The sequence below is a fragment of the Sphingomonas sp. Leaf5 genome, from assembly GCF_001421155.1.
Classification (GTDB): domain Bacteria; phylum Pseudomonadota; class Alphaproteobacteria; order Sphingomonadales; family Sphingomonadaceae; genus Sphingomonas.
Genome location: NZ_LMJZ01000023.1, coordinates 80,543 through 101,156, shown reverse-complemented (window position 1 = coordinate 101,156; position 20,614 = coordinate 80,543). Strand labels below are relative to the sequence as shown.

General features: G+C 68.0%; 15 protein-coding genes and 1 tRNA gene. 10 read left to right on the top strand and 6 right to left on the bottom strand.

The annotated features are described in order from the left end of the window. The first annotated feature begins 101 nt into the window (after positions 1 to 101). The gene (locus tag ASE50_RS15905) at positions 102 to 3,497 is read left to right on the top strand and encodes an acyl-[ACP]--phospholipid O-acyltransferase (protein WP_235512397.1); all 3,396 of its coding nucleotides are present in this window, start codon (positions 102 to 104) and stop codon (positions 3,495 to 3,497) included. Positions 3,498 to 3,695: 198 nt separating this feature from the next. On the opposite strand, the gene ASE50_RS15900 is transcribed toward ASE50_RS15905, so the two are convergent. Continuing rightward, entirely contained in the window at positions 3,696 to 5,318 is a 1,623-nt protein-coding gene (locus ASE50_RS15900; protein ID WP_056402756.1) for a DUF4139 domain-containing protein, read from the bottom strand. A 473-nt stretch (positions 5,319 to 5,791) separates the two neighbouring features. After that, positions 5,792 to 7,204, bottom strand: a complete 1,413-nt coding sequence (locus ASE50_RS15895; protein WP_056402754.1) for a DUF4139 domain-containing protein — start codon at positions 7,202 to 7,204, stop codon at positions 5,792 to 5,794. Positions 7,205 to 7,551: 347 nt separating this feature from the next. Between ASE50_RS15895 and ASE50_RS18880 the strand changes: the two genes are divergently transcribed. Beyond that, on the top strand, positions 7,552 to 7,770 hold the full coding sequence (locus ASE50_RS18880) for a hypothetical protein (RefSeq protein ID WP_156347501.1): 219 nt from the start codon (positions 7,552 to 7,554) through the stop codon (positions 7,768 to 7,770). Positions 7,771 to 7,836: 66 nt separating this feature from the next. On the opposite strand, the gene ASE50_RS15890 is transcribed toward ASE50_RS18880, so the two are convergent. After that, positions 7,837 to 7,911, bottom strand: a tRNA-Gly gene (locus ASE50_RS15890). Between the two features lie 145 nt (positions 7,912 to 8,056). Here ASE50_RS15890 and ASE50_RS15885 point away from each other — a divergent pair. Genes ASE50_RS15885 through ASE50_RS15865 form a run of 5 tightly spaced genes read left to right on the top strand, consistent with a single transcriptional unit; the run spans position 8,057 to position 10,655 of the window. Next, on the top strand, positions 8,057 to 8,965 hold the full coding sequence (locus ASE50_RS15885) for a tetratricopeptide repeat protein (protein ID WP_414882335.1): 909 nt from the start codon (positions 8,057 to 8,059) through the stop codon (positions 8,963 to 8,965). After that, entirely contained in the window at positions 8,962 to 9,579 is a 618-nt protein-coding gene (locus tag ASE50_RS15880) for an LON peptidase substrate-binding domain-containing protein (RefSeq protein ID WP_056402745.1), read from the top strand. Before ASE50_RS15885 ends, ASE50_RS15880 begins: the two co-directional genes overlap by 4 nt. Further along, the gene (locus tag ASE50_RS15875; RefSeq protein ID WP_056402742.1) at positions 9,576 to 9,785 is read left to right on the top strand and encodes a Trm112 family protein; all 210 of its coding nucleotides are present in this window, start codon (positions 9,576 to 9,578) and stop codon (positions 9,783 to 9,785) included. Before ASE50_RS15880 ends, ASE50_RS15875 begins: the two co-directional genes overlap by 4 nt. Then, on the top strand, positions 9,782 to 10,189 hold the full coding sequence (locus tag ASE50_RS15870) for a hypothetical protein (RefSeq protein WP_056402736.1): 408 nt from the start codon (positions 9,782 to 9,784) through the stop codon (positions 10,187 to 10,189). The genes ASE50_RS15875 and ASE50_RS15870 overlap by 4 nt, the downstream gene beginning before the upstream one ends. Position 10,190: 1 nt before the next feature. Then, complete coding sequence (locus ASE50_RS15865; protein WP_056402733.1) at positions 10,191 to 10,655, top strand: NUDIX domain-containing protein; 465 nt, start codon at positions 10,191 to 10,193, stop codon at positions 10,653 to 10,655. Between the two features lie 241 nt (positions 10,656 to 10,896). Here ASE50_RS15865 and ASE50_RS15860 read toward each other — a convergent pair whose 3' ends face one another. Beyond that, positions 10,897 to 12,114, bottom strand: coding sequence for a UbiH/UbiF/VisC/COQ6 family ubiquinone biosynthesis hydroxylase (locus tag ASE50_RS15860; RefSeq protein WP_056402730.1), 1,218 nt, complete (start codon positions 12,112 to 12,114; stop codon positions 10,897 to 10,899). Between the two features lie 129 nt (positions 12,115 to 12,243). On the opposite strand from ASE50_RS15860, the gene ASE50_RS15855 reads away from it, so the two are divergent. The 3 genes from ASE50_RS15855 to hrpB all read left to right on the top strand — a co-directional run bounded on the left by ASE50_RS15855 (position 12,244) and on the right by hrpB (position 18,353). Further along, positions 12,244 to 14,607, top strand: a complete 2,364-nt coding sequence (locus tag ASE50_RS15855; protein WP_056402728.1) for a DNA translocase FtsK — start codon at positions 12,244 to 12,246, stop codon at positions 14,605 to 14,607. Positions 14,608 to 14,985: 378 nt separating this feature from the next. Then, positions 14,986 to 15,780 carry an aldo/keto reductase gene (locus tag ASE50_RS15850; protein ID WP_056402724.1) on the top strand — a complete coding sequence of 265 codons (795 nt, stop codon included), beginning with the start codon at positions 14,986 to 14,988 and terminating at the stop codon, positions 15,778 to 15,780. A 152-nt stretch (positions 15,781 to 15,932) separates the two neighbouring features. Beyond that, positions 15,933 to 18,353 (top strand): ATP-dependent helicase HrpB, encoded by a 2,421-nt coding sequence (gene hrpB, locus ASE50_RS15845; RefSeq protein ID WP_056402722.1) that lies wholly within the window; start codon positions 15,933 to 15,935, stop codon positions 18,351 to 18,353. 171 nt (positions 18,354 to 18,524) lie between these two features. On the opposite strand, the gene zapE is transcribed toward hrpB, so the two are convergent. After that, positions 18,525 to 19,628, bottom strand: coding sequence for a cell division protein ZapE (zapE, locus tag ASE50_RS15840; protein ID WP_056402719.1), 1,104 nt, complete (start codon positions 19,626 to 19,628; stop codon positions 18,525 to 18,527). Between the two features lie 191 nt (positions 19,629 to 19,819). After that, the gene (locus ASE50_RS15835; protein ID WP_056402712.1) at positions 19,820 to 20,599 is read right to left on the bottom strand and encodes a succinate dehydrogenase iron-sulfur subunit; all 780 of its coding nucleotides are present in this window, start codon (positions 20,597 to 20,599) and stop codon (positions 19,820 to 19,822) included. Positions 20,600 to 20,614: the final 15 nt, after the last annotated feature.

Sequence of the window (20,614 nt, the reverse complement as noted above, 5' to 3'; positions counted from 1 at the left end):
TATTGAACACTGTTATTTTTCTGCTAGGCTGACCGCGTCGCCGTGATTCGGGGGCGGGCCGGTGCCTGTTCCCGGGTCGGGCAATCCCGATGGGGGAATGGATGTCCGCGCCCGATTTCTCGCTGCTGACCAAGCGCCGCTACGCCCCGTTGTTCGTCGTCCAGTTTCTGGGGGCGATGAACGACAATCTGTTGAAATTCGCGTTGCTGTTTCTTGCCAATTTCACGCTGTACCGGGCCGATCCGGCACAGGCGGCGACGCTGGCGACGGTGTCGACCGGGCTGTTCATCCTGCCCTATTTCCTGTTTTCCGGCCTTGCCGGGCAGATGGCGGATGCGTGGAACAAGGCGTGGCTGATCCGCGCGGTGAAGGCGGCCGAGATCGCGATCATGGCGCTGGCGGTGATCGGGTTCTGGTTCGAATCGGTGCCGGTGCTGCTGACCTGCCTGTTCCTGATGGGGGTGCATTCGACGGTCTTCGGCCCGGTCAAATATTCGATCCTGCCACAGCATCTGCGCGCCCATGAATTGATGGGCGGGACGGGACTGGTCGAGGCGGGGACGTTCGTCGCGATCCTGACCGGGCAGTTGCTGGGCGGGATCATTCCGCCATGGGAGGCCGGGCTGGTCGCGTTCGGCGTCGCGCTGCTGGGGTTTCTGGCAGCACTGGCGGTACCGTCCGCCCCGTCGGCCGCGCCCGATATGCGGATCGACCTGAACCCGTTTCGCAGCACCGCCGCGATCCTGCGCGCGGCGCATGGCGGGCGCGGCGTGTGGCTGGCGATCCTCGGGATCAGCTGGTTCTTTTCGGTCGGGGCGGTGGTGCTGTCGGAATTCGCGCCGCTGGTTGCGGGGACGCTCGACGCCGCGCCGGCGGTCGTCACGCTGTTCCTCGCGGTGTTCAGCCTGTTCGTCGCGGTCGGATCGCTGCTGGTGAACCGGCTGCTGAAGGGCGAGGTGTCGGCGCGATACGTGCCGATCGCGGCGATCGGGCTGGCGGTGTTCCTGATCGATTCATGGGGAACGGCGGGCCGGTTCGTGGTCGAAACGCCGGGCGCGGATATCGCCGCGTTCGTGGCGACGCCGGGCAGTTGGCATCTGCTGATCGATCTGGCGGGTATTGCGCTGAGCGGCGGGGTGTTCGTCGTGCCGCTCTACGCCATTCTCCAGACGTGGAGCCCGGCGGAGAAGCGGTCGCAGATCATCGCCGCGAACAACATCATCAACGCCATCGTCACGGTCGTGATGGTCGCGGTGGTGACGGCAATGCTGGCGGGCGGGAGCAGCGTGCCCGGCATTTTCGGCGCGCTGGGGTTCGCGACGCTGTCGATCGCGCTGATCTCGTGCTGGCTGCTGCCCGAAACGGTGTTCAAGTCCGTGGTGCGCGGCGCGCTGCGGCTGGCATACCGGGTGAAGGTGCACGGCGCGGAGAACATGCCGCTGCCCGGCGAACGCGCGGTGGTCGTGGTCAACCATGTGTCGTTCCTCGACGGGTTGCTGCTGGCCGCGTTCCTGCCGGGCAAGCCGACCTTTGCGATCCACAGCCGCTTTGCGCGGGCATGGTGGATGCAGCCGCTGCTGAAACTGTTCGACGCGTTTCCGGTCGATCCGACGAACCCGATGTCGGCCAAGGCGATGGTCAAGGCGGTGCGCGAGGGGCGGACGCTGGTGATCTTTCCCGAAGGGCGGATCACCGTCACCGGCGCACTGATGAAGGTGTTCGACGGCCCCGGCATGGTCGCCGACCGCGCCAACGCGCCGATCGTGCCGGTACGGATCGACGGGGCGCAATATACCCGCTTCAGCCGGTTGAAGGGCAAGGCGCGGCTGCACTGGTTCCCGAGGATCGAACTGACCGTGTTGCCGCCGCGCCGCTTCGACCTGCCGCAAGGCCTAAGCGTGCGCGAGCGGCGGGCGATCGCCGGGCGGCAGCTGTACGACCTGATGAGCGAGATGATCTTCGCCACGTCCGATACCGACCGGACGCTGTACGACGCACTGATCGATGCGCGGCACCTGCATGGTGCGGGGATGGCCGTGGTCGAGGATGTGCAGCGCGTGCCGCTGACCTATGACCGCCTCGTCACCGGAACGCAGGCGCTGGCGCGGCCGCTGGCGGCGGGGACGGCGCAGGGCGAGGCGGTCGGCGTGCTGCTGCCCAACGTGGGCGGCGTGGTCGCGACCTTCTTTGCCCTGCAGGCGACGGGGCGGGTGCCGGCGATGCTGAACTATACCGCCGGCCTCGCCAATCTGCGGGTGGCGTGTACGGCGGCGCAGATAAGGACGATCGTCACCGCGCGGGCGTTCGTCGAGCAGGCCAAGCTGGGCGAGGTCGTCGCCGGGCTGGTCGGCGACGGGATCGCCATCCGCTATCTGGAGGAACTTCGCGAGGGAATCGGCGCAGGGGCGAAATTCGTTGCGCTGGTGCGGTCGCGGATGGCGGGGCGGCTGCACCGGCGGTTGCGGGTGTCGGCGGACGCGCCCGCGGTGATCCTGTTCACCAGCGGGTCGGAGGGCGTGCCCAAGGGGGTGGTGCTAACCCACCGCAACCTGTTGGCCAACTGCCTGCAACTCTCCTCCCGGATCGATTTCAACCGGGCGGATACGGTGCTGAACGCACTGCCGGTGTTCCACAGCTTCGGGCTGACCGGCGGCACGTTGTTGCCGATCCTGTCGGGGGTGAAGACGGTGCTGTATCCCAGCCCGCTGCATTACCGGATCGTGCCGGCACTGGCCTACGACGCCAATGCGACGATCCTGTTCGGGACCGATACCTTTCTGTCGGGCTATGCGCGGATGGCGCATGGCTATGATTTCTATGCGCTGCGCTACATCTTTGCCGGGGCGGAGCGGGTGCGGCCGGAGACGCGGGCGACCTATGCCGAGAAGTTCGGGCTGCGCATCCTCGAAGGCTATGGCGCGACCGAGGCGGCACCGGTGATCGCGGTCAACACGCCGATGCACTTCCGCGCGGGCAGTGTCGGGCGGCTGCTGCCGGGGATCGAGGCGCGGCTGGAACCGGTGCCGGGCATCACCGAAGGCGCACGGCTGGCGATCCGCGGGCCGAACGTCATGGCCGGATATCTGAAGGTCGAGGCACCCGGCGTGGTGCAACCGCCGGCGGACGGATGGCACGATACCGGCGATATCGTCACCATCGACGATGCCGGCTTCGTGACGATCCGGGGACGGGCGAAGCGTTTTGCCAAGATCGGCGGCGAAATGGTCTCGCTGCCGGCGGTCGAGGGCTATGCCGCCAAGGTCTGGCCACAGGGCGAACATGCGGTGGTGACGCGGCCCGATGCCCGGAAGGGCGAGCAGCTGGTGCTGTTCACGACGCAGGTTGGCGCGGGGGCGGGCGCATTGTCGGCATGGGGCCGGGCGAACGGCATCGCCGAACTGGCACTGCCCCGCGATGTGCGGGTGGTGGCGGCGCTGCCGGTGCTGGGGACGGGCAAGCTCGATTATGTGACGATGGCGGCAATGGCGGGAAGTTGACGAAGGTTACACGATTTGCGGGATGTGCTTGCAGGTAGGGGGCTTGTTTTCAACGGGTTAGCGGTGCGGGTGTTCCGGAAGTTGCCTTCTCGTTGTTCGAAGTCTCTGCGGAGGTTCTGATCAGCGCCATACCGCCGCGCGGGCGATGCGAAGGAGCGGGCGTAACCCTGTCCGACCGGGCGGCTGTAGGAAAGCGGTTCAGAAGCGGTAGTCGAGCGTCGCCGTTGCGCCGGGGGCCAGCGTCGTCCGCCATGTCGGGATGCCGTCGATCGTCGTCAGCCCATCGCCCCGGGCGCCGGAGTTCGGCCAGCCGAGCGGCAGCTCGACATCGACCGCGACGTTGCGCGCGTTGGTCACGCTCAGCCGCGCGGAACGATCGTCGAGGCGGGTCTGGTTCACCAGCACCTGTCGGCTGCTGCCGGCGGCGATCAGCAGCGTCTCCCCCTCCGCACGGTCGGTCATCGTGCCGGTACCGACCAGCAGCACGGTGTCGCCGCGCGGCGCGTAGAGCGCGGTGGTGCCGGCGGGAAGCGCGATGCCGAGCCCGTCCGCCTTCTCGTTCTTCACCCGCAGGACGATGTCGACCGCCGCGGCGTCGAGCGGCTGGCCGACGGGAATGCGGCGGCGATAGAGGCGGGCATAGCGCACCCCGTCCTGCCGCAGCAGCGCGACCTGTTTCTGACCCCGCGCGGCGACGGTGGTGCGGCCGGGCAGGCGGTAGAGTTTCAGGTCGCCGAGATTTTCGGGTGCCGCCGGGGCGGGCGGTGCCGGTGGGGCCGGCATCGGGGGCGGCGGTGGTGGTGGGACGGCCATCCGCGATGCGGTGACGATGATCTCCTCCGCCGGTTCGAACGTCGCCTCGCGCAGGTCCGACGTCGTCGTACCTAACGGATAGCAGCGCAGTTGCAGCCGGGTCGCCGCGTCCTCGACCGGCGCGATGCGTTCGCGGTTCAGCCGTCCGGCCACGACCTGCACCTCGGCACCGGCGAACCCCTCGGCATTGCCGTTGGCGAGCGTGGTCCATGCGAACAGGTTCAGCCGGTCGCCCGTCAGCGTGCCGACATAGCTGGCCGACCAGTCGAAACCGCTGGCAAGGTAGGAGAGGCGGACGGTGACGGTCCTGCTCGACGGGCTGTCGGTGGTGACGCTCAGCACCGGCTTGGCGGCAAGGCCGGCGGGTACGCGAGCGTAGCGCAGCGATTCGGGCAGGCCGCTGCACCCCAACGCCTCGACGCCGTTCGCGGTGCGCAGCACGACGCCGCCGACGGGACCGGACACGATGGTCGCCGGTTCCTCGCGCGATGTCCCGGTGGCGCGGTCGGTACGGCGCAACGTCACCCGGTTGCCGAGCGTGCCGTCGACCAGCGCGGCCGGCGACAGCAGCCGCGCGTCGCGGTTTTTCTCGACCGTGCCGCCGGGCAGGCCGTCGATCACCGCGCTGACCGGGAGGATACCGCCCGCCACCCCTTCGAACCGGAGCACGGCGCGGCCCTTTGGCAGTTTGACGCGGCGGGTCTCGGTCACCAGCGCATAACCGTCGAGGTTGCGCAGGTTCATCGCACCCTGCGCCGGCCGATACGGCGCGCGATAGATGGTGACCGCGACCGTCGTCGGGGCGGGGGAGGTCGTGGTCGGCAGCTGCTGCGCGAGGGCGGGGGTGGCGAGGAGCAGCGGGAGGGTCGCGATCGTGAGCCGACGCCGCGTGGTGCGGTGCGACCGATGGCGTTTTTCGCGGTCGTTCCCTTGGATGGGTTCGGGACCGTTTTGGGCGGTCCGTTCCTGCGGGGCGTTGTCGGCGTCCTTCGGCACGGGGGCGATCATTGCGAACGCCGCTGGTTCGTACCCCGGCGAAGGTGAAACCTCAGCGAACGTCGCAGGCTTAGCCACAAACGCGCCGTACCCCCGCGCAGGCGGGGGTCCAGAGCCAGGTAGAACATCGGTTTGCGTTTGGAACCCTGGACCCCCGCCTGCGCGCGGGTACGGCAGGGGGCAGGAACCGGTACTTTCGCAACGATCTCGCCTTTGTCGGGGTACGGTGCGGAATTGGCTCCGTTCGTGGCGTTCGCAGGGGTCTCGTGCGGGCGGTGGAGCGGAGCCGGCCAATACAACCACTTGCGTCCGTAGCTCTGGCCAACCGCCTGCGTGAGGGTACGCTGGCGAGCACGGTCGCACCGCTCCCGGGCGGGTCCGGGTCGCCGGCAACGCGACCGCGACCGGCGCGCCGGATACCTCGCGGGCAGATCGCTCGCCGGGAGCGACCTCCCCGCTGCATCGCCTGCCCTCGAACGCCGGCATCAGTAGCGCGTGTCGAACGTCGCGGTGACGACCGCCGATCCGTTGGCAGGGACCGGCACCTGCCACACCGTCTGCCCGGCGTCGATCCGTTCGCCGGGGCGGCTCTGTTCGACGATGCGGGTGTCGCTCCAGTCGAGGCCGCCCTGTACCAGCTCGACGGTCACCGGCGCGGCGGTGGCGTTGGTCAGCGTGTAGCGCATTTTCGTCTGCCAGCGATTGCTGCCGATCCGGGTGCGGCTTTCGACGACCGGGCGGACCTTCACGTCGAAGGCGTCGCCGGTGGCGAGCGCGATTGTCGATCCCTGCGGCGTGTGATCGATCGCCGCCTCGCCGGTGAATTGCGGCTGGCCGCGCGCGTCGCGCAGATAGACGCGGATGGTGCCGGCGGGCAGCGCGTCGCCAAGGCCCCCCTGCGCGGCGTTGCTGAACCGGACGATGGTCTGCGCGCTCCGCGGATTTTCGGCGGTGTTCAGCCAGCCATTGACGAAGCGATAGCCGCTGGTCGCAGGCGTGCCCTTCACGTCGAGAAAACTGACCTGCTTGGTCTGTTTGTCGGCGATGGTGGTGCGTTCGGGCAGCGGATAGAGATAGAAGTCGCCGAGCTGTTCGCGGTTCGCGCTTTCGGTCCCGGCCTGCATCCGCGCGCGCGGGCGTTGCGGACGGTACAGGCCGTCCTCGTCGTTCGACCCGACCTCTCCCGCGACCAGCAGCGTGCGGGCATTGGCGAAGGTCGTGCCGGTGGTGTTGGTGAGCGTGACCCAGCCCTGCACGTCGATCGTGCCGCGCTTGCGGTCGAGCAGCGCGACATAATCGGCTTTCCAGCCCAATCCCCGGCTGAGATAGGACAGGGTCGCCGGCCGCGTGCCGGCACGGCTGCTGTCGAGCGTCACCGACAGGGTCGGACGCGCGCGCAGCGACGGCGGTACCTTGTCGAAGATCGCGCGCACCGGCAGGCCGTCGTCGCGCAGCACCTCGATCCGGTCGCCGATCTGGAGCACGACCCCGCCATTGACCGCCAGCACCCTGGCTCGCTCGCGCGTTTCGGCACCGGTGGCGGGATTGGTACGCAACAGGGTGATCGTCTCGCCCTCCGCCTTTTCCATCAGGCTGGAGGGGGAGAGCAGGTCGAAGTCGAAATTCTGTTCGACGATGCGGGTGTCGGGAACGGCCAGCGAGACGGTTTCGGGGCGGATCTGTGCGCTGACGTCGGGAAAATCCTGTCGCACCGTGCCGCGGTTCAGATCGAGTTGCCGGACGTCCTGCACCAGCGCGACATCGCCGTTATAGATGGTGACCGACACATCGCCCTGCGCAGTGCCGGCAATGGCGGGGGGCAGGTTGGCGGGCGTTTCCTGCGCGGCGGCGGGGACGGGGGCGAGAAGCGCGGCGAGGATGATCCAGTTCGGTTGCATATCGGGTCCCCGCTAATCGTCCGCGCGAGTTTGGCGGGGGGTGAGCGGGTTGGCAAGGGTTCGGGACCGGTGGGGGTGCCGGCGGGTTGGGGGATTGGCGTTGCTGGGTTGGAGTTCGATGGTTTCGTTGATGGCGTAGCTGCGACCGGATGGCGCGTCGGAAGTCGATCGGCCCTAGGCGGGATCGACATTCAGTTCGCTGGGCGCAGGAATAGCGTTCGATCCCCTTTCGTCACTCCCGCGCAGGCGGGAGTCGATACGCGCCAGCGTCGCGGATCGAGCCAGACCGTCGGCGTTTATGGCTTCCCGCCTGCGCGGGAATGACGAAATTCCGTGGGTATCGCTGAATGTCGATCGGCCCTTATCCGTGGTTTACCGACGTCCCCCAACTGGGCCTCGGTCTTCGCCGGAGTACGGACGAAGGGTTTTCGCAACTGTCTCGACAAGGTCCGGGGGGATCGGCCGTGCAGGTGTCGAAGTCGAAAACGACGATCGGCCAAGCACAACATCGAAAATTCGATCCGCCGGGCAAGGACTTTTCGATCGAGCGTACCGGCGCGGAGTGAACCCGCGTCTGGCGCGGGACCGTCGCTTCGACGGTTTCGCTGCGACTTCCATCCGCTGAAAATCGCTGGAGCGGGCGAAGGGATTCGAACCCTCGACCCCAACCTTGGCAAGGTTGTGCTCTACCCCTGAGCTACGCCCGCTCTGGCGTTCCGAGCCGGGTGACCGGCTGGGGTGAGGCGGGCTATTAGATGGGGGTTTCAGATCGCGCAACCCCTAAATCGCTCTTTTCTGAATCATCGGGCATGCCCACATAGGGCGGACGCTTTCAGGATAAGGAATCGCCGCTTGGCCACGCTAGGATTGACCGCGCCGGAAAAGGAAGCCGTGGAGGCGTTCCGTCGCGATGTCGTCGAACCGTCGATGACCAGCCTCGTCGTCATCGATTTCTGGGCGGAATGGTGCGGGCCGTGCAAGGCGCTGACCCCGATCCTTGAAAAGGTGACCGCCGCCTATGCCGACAAGGGCGTGGTGCTGGCCAAGATCGATACCGACAAGAACCAGTTCATCGCGTCGCAATTCCAGATCCGGTCGATCCCGACCGTCTATGCGATGTTTCAGGGGCAGCTGGTCGCCGACCTGACCTCGGCGCGGACCGAGAGCCAGTTGAAGCAGATGCTCGACCAGTTGCTGCGCCAGTTGCCGATCGAGGCGGGCGGGCCGGGCGGTCCCGATATCGAGCCGTTGATCGCGATGGGCGAGGACGCACTGGCCGAGGGCGATGCGGCGCGCGCGCTGTCGATCTTCGACCAGATCGCCGATATCGCCCCCGATCACGCGGTGGTCGCCGCCGGCCGCGTCCGCGCGCTGATGGCGCTTGGCGATCACGATGCGGCGCAGGCCGCGCTAGACATGCTGCCCGAGGACGCGGTGAAGCTGCCCGCGATCGAACAGGTCCGCGCCGCGCTGGCGCTGGCCCGCGATGCGCAGCCGGTCGACGATCTGGCAGGGCTGAAGGCCGAGGTCGAGGCGAACCCCGAAGATCACGACGCGCGCTTCCGGCTGGCCGGCGGACAGATGGCGGCGGGCGACCGCGACGGGGCCGCCGAATCGCTGCTGAAGATCGTCGCCGCCGACCGCGCGTGGAACGACGATGCGGCGCGGCAGCAACTGCTGAAGATTTTCGATGCGGTCGGTCTCGAAGACCCATGGGTGTCGCAACAGCGTCGCAAGCTGTCGGCGATTCTGTTCGGATGAGCGCGCGCGTCTCCGTCTTCCCGCTGGCGGGGGCGCTGCTGTTTCCGAACATGCACCTGCCGCTGCATATCTTCGAGCCGCGCTATCGCTCGATGGTGTCCGACGCGCTGGCGCGGGACCGCCGCATCGGCATGATCCAGCCGCGCCCGGTCGGCAGCGATACCGACAAACCGCCGCTGTTCGATATCGGCTGTGTCGGGCAGATCGTCGATGTCGAGGCGCAGGCTGATGGCCGCTACGACATCGTGCTGCGCGGTGTGTCGCGGTTCCGCGTGCTGCGCGAACTCGACGTCACCACCCCGTTCCGGCAAGTCGAGGCGGAACTCCTGCCCGTCGTCGGCGATACCACGCTGGCGCTGGCCGAGCGTGCGTCGCTGGAGATCGAGGCGCGGCGGTTCGCCGACCAGCTGGGCTATGCGGTCGATTGGGAATCGGTCGGGCGGCTGGACGACGAAAGCCTTGTCAACGGCATCGCGCAGATCGCGCCGTTCGACGTCGCCGCCAAACAGGCATTGCTCGAAGTCGCCGCCCTGTCCGATCGGGCGGAACTGATCGTACAGCTCATGCAATTCTTCGGCAGGCATGGCGATGACGAAGAGGCGACGCTGCAATGACCGCACGAACCGCGACCGCAGGAACCGCACACGACGCGGCGACGATCGACCCCTGGCTGTTGTCGATCCTCGTCTGTCCGGTCACCCGGACCCCGCTCGACCATGATGCGGCGGCGCAGGAACTGATCTCGACCGCCGCCGGCCTCGCCTATCCGATCCGCGGCGGGGTGCCGGTCCTGCTGGTCGAAGCGGCGCGGACGTTGTGAGCCGCGATCTTACGGGCAAGTGGAGCGGGATCTTCAACTATCCGCACACCAACCCGCCGACCGCGTTCGAAGCCGACATCGCCGATCTGGGCGGATCGATCGTCGGCACGATCCACGAACCCGATCTGTATTCGCAGCCGCCCGGCGCGCTGATCGCCGCCGCGATCGACGGGCATGTCGAAGGCGCGCGGATCACCTTCAGCAAATTCTATGACGACAGCGCCGGCTATGCCGACATGGTCGTCTATTCGGGGGTGCTGAGCGAGGATGGCTGCGAGATCAGCGGACGCTGGGACATTCCCGGCGTCTGGTCGGGCAGTTTCCTGATGATCCGCCCGGCGAGCGAACCGGCCGTCGCCGATGCCGAGGCGGTGGCCGAGCGGGACGGGCCGATCCGGGGATAGCATGGCGCTGTACCATCGATTGCTGGGACGGGCGGCGCGGCTGGTCTGGCGCGTCACCCGGCCGCGTACGATCGGGGTGCGGGCGGTGCTGCTCGATACGGGCGGGCGGATCGCGCTGGTGCGGCACACCTATATCGATGGCTGGTATCTGCCCGGTGGCGGGGTGAAGAAGGGCGAGGGCGTGGGCGACGCACTCCACCGCGAACTGGCCGAGGAAGTCGCGATCGACGGTGCGACGGTCGAACGGGTGCTCGGCGTCTATCACAGCCGGCGCGAGGGCAAGGACGATCATGTCATCGTCTATGTCGTGCGCGACGGGGCGGACACGTTGCGCCGTGCGGATGCGCTGGAGGTGGCGGAGGCGGGTTGGTTCGATCCCGACGCGCTGCCGGCGGGGACGACGCCGGCGACGCTCAGACGGATCGCGGAGTGGCGGGCAGGGGTGACCGGCGGCGGGCGTTGGTAGCGTTCCTTGTCGTTCGTCACTGACGGCTGGATCAAGACCTGCGCGAAAGGCCCACGCCAATCCCGCCTGGCCGTGCCCCCGCGCAGGCGGGGGCCCAGGGTCTCAAGCGCAGACCGGTGTTCTGCTTGGCTCTGGACCCCCGCCTGCGCGGGGGTACGGCGGGTTTTGGCTTAGCTTGCGACTTTCGCAGCGGTCGCGATCAAGTCTAGGGTGACGTGCGGCTTCGGGAACAGCGCTCCCCTTACGCCGTAACCCCCTGCAACAATTTCGGCAGCTTGCCCGTCTCGCCCCGCGCCTCGGCCATGAACGCGGCTTTGAGCGGCGGGATCGAATCGACCGCCGACAGGCCGAAGCGCCGCACCGCGCTTGCCGCCTTGCCGGGAATGCCGAACAGCCGGGTCAGGCCATCGGTCGCCAGCGCCACCGCGAAGGTGTCGAGCCCGCGCCACCGCTGATAGCGTTCGAGCAGATAGGGATCGCCGAGATCGAGGCCGGTCCGCTTGCCATCGACCAGCACCTCGGTCAGCGCCGCGACGTCGCGCAGCCCGAGGTTCAGCCCCTGTCCGGCGATCGGGTGGATGCCGTGCGCCGCGTCGCCGACCAGCACCAGCCGCTCGGCGGTGATCCGCGCCGCATGGTGGAACCCCAGCGGATAGCTCGACCGCGCCGACAGGTTCGACAACTCCCCAAGGAAACCGCCCATCTTCTTCGATGCTTCGGCAAGGAAGGCACGGTCGGACAGCTTCAGCATCGCCGGACGGTCCTTCGCATCGACCGTCCATACGATCGCCGAGCGATGGCCGTGCGCGTCGTCCTTCAATGGCAGGATCGCGAACGGACCCGCCGGGTAGAAGATTTCATAGGCGATGTTTTCGTGGCTCTCCGCATGGCCCAGCGTAGTGATGATCGCGGCATGGTCGTAGCTCCAGCGCGCGACGCGGATGCCCGACGCCTCGCGCGTCGGTGAATTGCGGCCCTCGGCGGCGATCAGCAGCGGCGCGGTCAGCGTGTCGCCGTTCGCGGTCGTGACCGTCACGCCGTGCGCCTCGCGCCGGACGTCGGTCGCATGATCCTGGTAGCGTAGGTCGACCAGCGGCGATGCGACCGCCGCGTCGTAGATCGCCTGCCGCAGCCGCTTGTTTTCATACATCACCCCGACCGGATCGTCGGCGACGTCGGGGACGAAATCGAGCTTGCCCGGCTCCAGACCGTCGGTGGCGCGGATCGCCGCGATCGGGCAGCCTTCGTCGCCCAGCCCCTCGGCGATGCCGATCGCTTCGAACATGCGGTGCGTGGCGCTGGCGATCGCCGAAGCACGCCCGTCGAACCCGGGGGCCAGCGTCACCGCCGGGTCGGCGGGATCGAGAATGATCGAGGTGAGGCCATGGACGCCCAGTGACACGCCCAGCGTGCTGCCGACCAACCCGCCGCCGAGGATGATGACGTCCGCCTGTGCCATGTAACCCGTCCCATCCGTAACCTGTGTACCCGGCGATTTAAGGTGTGGTGCGGTTCACCGCAACGCCGCCTTGACGACGGAGCTAGGTGCAGCGCACATCAAGATATTCTTGAATGTAAGGTGGAACGAATGGCGACGAACGCGCAGCCGATGTTGTGGCGCGACGCGATGAAGGCGGGCGTGAGGCGCAGCGGCGCGATGATCGGGGCGACGTTGCTGTTCGCGGCGATGCTGCTGATCGCGGTCGCGCTGGCCAGCTATTCGTCGGCCGATCCGTCGTTCAGCACGGCGGCGGGCGGTCCGATCGCCAACAAGCTGGGATCGCCCGGCGCGCATCTGGCCGACCTGTTGCTGACGCTGTTCGGGGTGCCGGTGGCGATGCTGTTGCCGCTGGGGCTGATCGTCAGTGTCCGGCTGTGGCGTGACGTGGCCGTCGGGCCGTGGCCGCGGATGGTGCGTGACTGCCTGATCGGGGTGCTGGCGATGGGCGCGACGCTGGCATTCGTGTCGGGCGAGGCGATATTGTCGCTGCCCGCCGGCTATGGCGGGGTGATCGGCTGGAGCGTCGCGGCGGCGGTGCAGGGGCTGATCCACCTGATCGGGCAGCCGGAGATCGAAATCTGGATCATCCGTGTCGTGGCGCTGGCGACCGGGCTGTTCGGCATCTGGCGCTGGGCCAAGGGGCTGACGATCGAGATCCCCGACGGCACGTTCCGCATGCCGAAGTTCGAACGCCGTGCACGGAGCGTCGATGCCGACACGGGCGAGGTCGCCTATGATGACGACGCGCCGTTCGACGTCGCACCCAGCGCGTACGTCGCCGATGCCGACCGGGACGAGGACGAAGCACCCGCCCGCCCGCAGCCGCGCCGCATCGCCGAACCCGACACTCGCGCGCCACCGGTCATCGCCGAGCGCACCGCCTCGCCCGCACTCGCCAGCGCCCCGCGCCCGGCGAGCAGCGAGGGTCGCGACAATTTCGCGCTGCCATCGATCGACCTGCTCAGCCCCCCGCCCGAATCGAGCGGCCCGTCGATCGACAAGGCGGCGCTGGAGCGCAATTCGCGCCTGCTCGAAAGCGTGCTCGACGACTTCAACGTGAAGGGGCAGGTGGTGAAGGTCGCGCCCGGCCCGGTCGTCACCATGTACGAACTGGAACCCGAACCCGGCATCCGCGCCAGCCGCGTGATCCAGCTGGCCGACGATATCGCCCGCAACATGTCGGCGATCTCCGCCCGCGTCGCGACGATTCCGGGCCGGACCGTGATCGGCATCGAACTGCCCAACCAGCGGCGCGAGACGGTGTCGTTGCGCGAACTGATCGCCAGTCAGGCGTTCGCCGACCAGAATGCGCAGCTGCCGATCGTGCTCGGCAAGAATATCGCCGGCGATCCGGTCGTCGCCGACCTCGCCCCCATGCCGCATCTGCTCGTCGCGGGGACGACCGGATCGGGCAAGTCGGTGGGCCTGAACTGCATGATCCTGTCGCTGCTCTACCGGCTGACCCCGGACCAGTGCCGCATGATCATGATCGACCCGAAGATGCTCGAACTCAGCATGTATCGCGGCATCCCGCACCTGCTGGCCGATGTCGTCACCGACCCGCCCAAGGCGGTGCGCGCGCTGAAATGGGCGGTCGAGCAGATGGAGGACCGCTATCGCATGATGGCGTCGATCAACGTCCGCTCCCTTGCCAGCTTCAACGAAAAGGTTCGCGCGGCGATCGCCAAGGGGCAGAAGCTCGGCCGCAAGGTGCAGACCGGATACGACGCCGAAAACGGCACGCCGATCTATGAGGAGGAGACGCTCGACCTGTCGCCGCTGCCGCAGATCGTGGTGATCGTCGACGAGCTTGCCGACCTGATGATGACCGCGGGCAAGGAAGTCGAGTTCCTGATCCAGCGCCTCGCGCAAAAGGCGCGCGCGGCGGGCATCCACCTCATCATGGCGACGCAGCGCCCCTCGGTCGACGTCATCACCGGCGTCATCAAGGCGAATTTGCCGACCCGGATCAGCTTCCACGTTACGTCGAAGATCGATTCGCGCACCATTCTGGGTGAACAGGGGGCCGAACAGCTGCTGGGACGCGGCGACATGCTCTACATGCCCGGCGGCAAGGCGCTGGCGCGGGTCCACGGGCCGTTCGTCAGCGACGACGAGGTGCAGGCGGTGTCCGATTTCTGGCGTTCGCAGGGGGCACCCGACTATATCGACGCGGTGGTCAACGAGCCGGAGGGCGATGCCGGCTTCAGCCTCGACGGTGCGCCCACCGGCGATGATTCGCCGGAGGAACAGACCTTCCGGCAGGCGTGTCAGCTTGTGGCGGAGAGCCAGAAGGCATCGACCAGCTGGCTCCAGCGCCAGTTGCGCGTCGGGTACAACTCGGCGGCGCGGCTGATCGAACGCATGGAGAAGGAAGGGCTGGTATCGCGGCCCGACCATGTCGGACGGCGCGAGGTGTTGATGGATTCGGACGGGCGGCCGACGGGGTAAGGGGCCTTTCCGATCCCCCCTCCTTTTCTTCCCCCCGTTTACTTCGAGCGCAGGTTCGAGCCTGTCGAGAACCGTAGTCGAGAAGGGGGTGCCCCAAACGCCCCGTTCTCGACAGACGCTTCTCGACAAGCTCGAAGCTGCTCGAACCGAACGGGGAGGGGCGCTACGTTGGTCAAAAGCAAACTCAACTTCAGCCCGTTCGTGCTGCGTAGGGGCTGAGTTTGTCGAACACCCGTATCGAAGCACCTGCGGAACAGGTCCTTCGATACGGGCTTTCGACTGCGCTCAATCCCTACTCAGCACGAACGGCGCAGGTGACGGGAACGGATCGCGCCGCCAACCTTTGGCAACCGACCCTTCAACCGCACGGACCCCACCATGACCGACCTCCCCCTGAACGACGGCCGCAGCATCCCCGCGATCGGTTTCGGCACCTACAAGGTCCCGGCCGAAGATTCCGCCCGCCTGTCGCGCGAGGCGATCGACGCGGGCTACCGCCTGATCGACACCGCCGCTTTCTACGCCAACGAAGCCGGCATCGGCGAAGCGACCGCTGACGGCGACATCTTCGTCACGACCAAATTGTGGCGCGACGCGATGGGCTATGACGGTGCGCTGCGGGCGTTCGATGCCAGCGCCGCGAAGCTGCCGCGCATCGACCTGTTGCTGATCCACTGGCCGATGCCGTCCGAGGATCGCTATGTCGACACGTGGAAGGCGCTGGTGCGGTTGCGCGAGGAAGGGCGGGTGGCGTCGATCGGCGTGTCGAACTTCTCGCCCGACCATCTCGACCGGATCGTCGATGCGACCGGGGTCGTGCCGGCGCTCAACCAGATCGAATTGCACCCGCATTTCCAGCAGCGCACCGCCCGCGCGGCGCATGAGCGGCTCGGCATCGTCACGCAGAGCTGGTCGCCGCTGGGGCAGGGGACGTTGCTGTCCGATCCGGCGATCGGGGCGATCGCGCAGCAGGTCGGCGCGACCCCGGCACAGGTGATCCTCGCGTGGCATTTGCAGGCCGGGCTGGGCGTGATCCCTAAGGCGTCGTCGCGCGCGCGGATCGAGGAGAACCTCGCGGTGCAGTCGGTGACGCTGACCGCCGAACAGGTGGCGAAGATCGATGCGATGGACCGCGCGGATGGGCGATTGGGGCCGAACCCCGACACCCTCTGAAATCCTCCCCACACCGGGGGGAGGGGGACCATCCGGAGGATGGTGGAGGGGGGTGTCCGCATACGGAACGGTGGTGCTTGCGGCTATCCCCCTCCACCATGCTGCGCATGGTCCCCCTCCCCGCAGGCGGGGAGGATTGCTACAGCACGCCCATGCTCCCGATCCACGCCGTATTGCCCCACCTCCTTCAGACACTGCGCGACCGCACCTCCGCCGTCCTCGTCGCGCCGCCGGGGGCGGGCAAGACCACCGCCGTCGCCCCCGCGCTGCTGAGCGAACCATGGGTCACCGGCGAGATCCTGTTGCTGTCCCCCCGTCGCATCGCCGCGCGCGCCGCTGCCGAGCGCATGGCCGCCACCGCGAACGAACCGGTCGGCCAGACGTTCGGCTATGCCACCCGCATGGACAGCAAGCGGTCGGCGGCGACCCGCGTGACGGTGATGACCGAGGGTATTTTCGTCGCGCGTATCCAGGCCGATCCCGAACTGGCCGGCGTGTCGGCGGTGCTGTTCGACGAGGTGCATGAGCGTAGCCTCGACAGCGATTTTGGCCTCGCCCTCGCGCTCGACGCACAGGCAGCGTTGCGCCCCGAGTTGCGCATCCTCGCCATGTCGGCGACGCTCGACGGCGAACGCTTCGCCGCGCTGATGGACGATGCGCCGGTGATCGAAAGTGAAGGGCGGTCCTACCCGCTCGACCTGCGACATATCGGCCGCCATGCCGAGGCGCGGATCGAGGATTCGGTCGCCGCCGCGATCCGGCGCGCGCTGGTGGAGGCGGAGGGCGGTGTCCTTGCCTTCCTGCCCGGTGTCGCCGAGATCGAGCGGACCGCCGAACGCGTCGTCGTGCCCGACGGCGCGGTGCTGCACCGGCTGCACGGCACGTTGCTCCCCGCCGAACAGCGCGCCGCCATCGCCCCCGACCCGCAAGGCCGTCGCAAGATCGTGCTGGCGACCAGCATCGCCGAAACCTCGCTGACCTTGGACGGCATCCGCATTGTCGTCGATTCCGGCCTCGCGCGGCGTCCGCGGTACGATCGGGCGGCGGGGATGACGCGGCTGACGACCGAACGCGCCAGCCAGGCCGCCGTGACCCAGCGTGCCGGCCGTGCCGCGCGGCAGGGGCCGGGGGTCGCCTATCGCCTGTGGGAAGCCGCCGCCACCGCCGGGCTGCCGCGCTTCGACCCCGCCGAGATCCTCGAAGCCGATCTGTCGGCGCTGGTCCTCGAATGCGGCAAATGGGGGGTGGGTGACCCGACGACGCTCCGCTGGCTCGACCCGCCGCCCGCCGCCGCGGTAGACGAAGCGCGCGCCCGGCTTGCGACGCTCGGCGCGATCGATGCGGACGGCCGGCCGACGCCGCACGGCCTCGCCATCGCCGCCCTGCCGCTATCGCCGCGTCTGGCGCATATGCTGATCCGCGCGGGCGAACAGGGCTTTGCCGGCGCGGCGGCGGAGGTCGCGGTGTTGCTGGGCGAACGGGGGCTGGGCGGCAACGACACCGATCTCGACCAGCGCCGCCGCCGCTGGCGCAGCGAGCGCGGGCAGCGCGCCGATGCCGGACGGCGCCTCGCCGATCGCTGGCGGGGGCTGGTGAAGGGCCGCGACGATCCCCCCGCCGACGCAGTCGCCCGCAGCGTCGCGCTGGCCTTTCCCGACCGCATCGCCAAACGCCGCGATGCGTCGGGCGAACGCTGGGCGTCGGTCGGCGGACGCGGGTTCAGGCTGGAGGCGGCGGCGCTCGGATCGGCCGAATGGCTGGCGGTCGCCGAGACGCAGGGACAGGCGGCGGGCGCGCGCATACTGTCGGCGGTCGCGATCGATCAGGCGACGGTCGAACAATTGTTCGGCGACCGGATCGAAACGCGGCGCAGCGTCACCTTCGATACGGCGACGCGCGGGGTTATCGCGCTGCGCGAACGGCGGCTGGGTGCGATACGCCTGTCGTCCGGTCCCGATGCGGCGGCGTCGGCGGACGAGATCGTCGCTGCACTGGTGCAGGCGGTGCGCCGCGACCTGTCGCTGCTGCCATGGGACGGCGCGGAGATGCTGCGTCGCCGGTCGGCCTATGTCGCGGCGATGCTGGGGCAGGACGATCCGCTGGGCGATGCGGCGCTGACCGCGACGATCGGCGACTGGTTGCCGCCGCTGCTGGCGGGCAAGCGACGGCTGGAGGCGGTGACCGGGCTGCACGACGCGCTGGAACAGGTGGCGGGCTGGGACTGGATGCAGCAGGTCCGCCGCCTTGCCCCGGCGCGGTTCGAAAGCCCGGCGGGGTCGAGCCATGCGATCGATTATGCCGCCGAAGGGGGACCGCGCGTCGAACTGCGGGTGCAGGCGCTGTTCGGGCTTGCCATCCATCCGATGGTGGCGGGGCAGCCGCTGACGCTCAGCCTGACCTCCCCCGCCGGACGTCCGATCCAGACGACGCGCGACCTGCCGGGGTTCTGGGCGGGATCGTGGCGCGACGTGTCGAAGGAGATGCGCGGCCGCTATCCGCGCCATCCATGGCCCGATGATCCGACGGCGGCGTCGGCGACGCTCAGGACGAAGAAGGCGGATGCGCGGCGGTAGCCTCCCGACCGTTCGGTTCGAGCAGCTTCGAGCGTAGTCGAGAAGTGTCTGTCGAGAACGCCGTAGTTTTGGGCAACCCCTTCTCGACTACGGTTATCGACAGGCTCGAACCTGCGCTCGAAGCAAACGGGACTGTTGCAATGGGGAGTGAGGGATGGAGGACGGCAGGCGCTACCCCTCGCCATGGCCCTTGGCGAGATATTCCTCCGACCGCATTTCCTCCAGCCGGCTGATCGTGCGGTCGAATTCGAACCGGCCGTCGCCACGGGGATACAGGTCGCCCGGCTGCGCGTCGGCCGCCGCCAGCAGCTTGACGCGATATTCGTACAGCGCGTCGATCAGCGTCACGAACCGTGCCGCTTCGTTGCGGTTGTCGGGGCCGAGTACCGGGATACCGACCAGAATGACGGTGTGGAACGTCCGCGCGATTTCCAGATAATCGGGTGCGCCGCGCGCTTCGCGGCACAGGCGCGAGAAGCTGAACACCGCAACGCCCTTCAGCGCCTTGGGCACGTGCAGCGTCCGCCCGCCGATATCGAGGTCGCACGACGGCACGTTCGCCGCGTCCTCGACCGGATAATCGGTCAGGCGAAAGAACGCCGCCGACAGCGCGGCGGTCGCGGCCGGGCCGTTGGGCACCAGCCACGTATCGACCGCGCCCAGCCGGTCGCGGCGATAATCGGTCGGACCGTTCAGCGGCAGCACGTCGAGGTTCGATTCGAGCAGCGCGATGAACGGCAGGAAGCTGTCGCGCTGCAATCCGTCCTTGTAGAGATCGACCGGCGGGCGGTTCGACGTGGCGACGATCGTCACGCCATGCGTCATCATCTCGGTGAACAGTCGTGACAGCACCATCGCATCGGCGGTGTTGTTGATGACCATTTCGTCGAAGGCGAGCAGTTTCAGGTCCTTCGCCAGCGCCTCGGCGACCGGCGGCACCGGGTTGCCCGCTTCCTTGGCGCGTTCGGTCGCGAGGCGGGCATGGACCTCGATCATGAAGGCGTGGAAATGGACGCGGCGCTTGGCCGGGTCGTTCACGCAGTCGTAGAACAGGTCCATCAGCATCGACTTGCCGCGCCCGACGCCACCCCACAGGTACACGCCACGCGGGGCGGGGGCGTCGCGGCCGGTCAGCCGGGCGAACAGCCCGCGCTTGGGGGGAGAGTCGAGTTCGTCGGCGAGGCGCGACAAGCGCTGCGCCGCGGCGCGCTGTTCGGGATCGGGGCGGAGTTCGCCGGCGGTGACGAGGCTGTCGTAACGGGTCAGGACGGTCATGGCGCGCCGTCCTACGGCACCTACACCCTATTTGCCACACCCACCCCGTTTGGTCCGAGCGGAGGTTCGAGCCTGTCCAGAACTGAAGTCGAGAAAGCGGTTGCCCCAAGCGGGGCGTTCTCCACGGACGCTTCTCGACTTCGCTCGAAGCTGCCCGAACCGGACGGGGAGGCGGCGGCAGGGTTACCGGATCAGATGATCCGTTCGACTTCCATCTTCTTGATCTCGGCGATTGCCTTGGCGGGGTTCAGTCCCTTCGGACAGACGTTCGCGCAGTTCATGATCGTGTGGCAACGATACAGGCGGAACGGATCTTCCAGCTCGTCGAGACGCTCGCCGGTCATCTCGTCGCGGCTGTCGGCCAGCCAGCGATAGGCCTGCAACAGGATCGCGGGGCCGAGGAACTTGTCGCTGTTCCACCAATAGCTGGGGCACGAAGTCGAGCAGCACGCGCACAGGATGCACTCGTACAGCCCGTCGAGCTTGTTGCGGTCCTCGGGCGACTGGAGCCGTTCCTTGCCGGCGGGTTCCGGGGTCACGGTCTGCAGCCACGGTTTGATCGAGGCATATTGCGCGTAGAAATGCGTGAAGTCCGGCACCAGATCCTTGATGACGTCCATATGCGGCAGCGGCGTAATGCGGATATCGCCCTTGATATCCTCGATCGCGGTGGTGCAGGCGAGGCCGTTGCGGCCGTCGATGTTCATCGAACACGATCCGCAAATGCCTTCGCGGCACGACCGGCGGAAAGTCAGCGAGGGGTCCTGTTCCGACTTCATCTTGATGAGCGCGTCGAGCACCATCGGCCCGCATTCGTCGAGATCGATCTCGAAATCGTCGTAGCGCGGATTCTGGCCCGAATCGGGGTCGTAGCGATAGACCTTGAATTTCTTGATCCGGCCCGACGTCGACGACTTGTGGGTCGTGCCCTTCTGGATGCGACTGTTTTTGGGCAAACGGAATTCGGCCATGGTGCTCGCTCGGTT

Coding starts and splice junctions, on each gene's coding strand:
- ASE50_RS15850 (WP_056402724.1), top strand. CDS start 14,986: ATGACCGACCTCCCCCTGAACGACGGCCGCAGCATCCCCGCGATCGGT.
- ASE50_RS15865 (WP_056402733.1), top strand. CDS start 10,191: ATGGCGCTGTACCATCGATTGCTGGGACGGGCGGCGCGGCTGGTCTGG.
- zapE (WP_056402719.1), bottom strand. CDS start 19,628: ATGACCGTCCTGACCCGTTACGACAGCCTCGTCACCGCCGGCGAACTC.
- ASE50_RS15880 (WP_056402745.1), top strand. CDS start 8,962: ATGAGCGCGCGCGTCTCCGTCTTCCCGCTGGCGGGGGCGCTGCTGTTT.
- ASE50_RS15835 (WP_056402712.1), bottom strand. CDS start 20,599: ATGGCCGAATTCCGTTTGCCCAAAAACAGTCGCATCCAGAAGGGCACG.
- ASE50_RS15905 (WP_235512397.1), top strand. CDS start 102: ATGTCCGCGCCCGATTTCTCGCTGCTGACCAAGCGCCGCTACGCCCCG.
- hrpB (WP_056402722.1), top strand. CDS start 15,933: ATGCTCCCGATCCACGCCGTATTGCCCCACCTCCTTCAGACACTGCGC.
- ASE50_RS18880 (WP_156347501.1), top strand. CDS start 7,552: ATGTCGATCGGCCCTTATCCGTGGTTTACCGACGTCCCCCAACTGGGC.
- ASE50_RS15855 (WP_056402728.1), top strand. CDS start 12,244: ATGGCGACGAACGCGCAGCCGATGTTGTGGCGCGACGCGATGAAGGCG.
- ASE50_RS15860 (WP_056402730.1), bottom strand. CDS start 12,114: ATGGCACAGGCGGACGTCATCATCCTCGGCGGCGGGTTGGTCGGCAGC.
- ASE50_RS15895 (WP_056402754.1), bottom strand. CDS start 7,204: ATGCAACCGAACTGGATCATCCTCGCCGCGCTTCTCGCCCCCGTCCCC.
- ASE50_RS15875 (WP_056402742.1), top strand. CDS start 9,576: ATGACCGCACGAACCGCGACCGCAGGAACCGCACACGACGCGGCGACG.
- ASE50_RS15900 (WP_056402756.1), bottom strand. CDS start 5,318: ATGATCGCCCCCGTGCCGAAGGACGCCGACAACGCCCCGCAGGAACGG.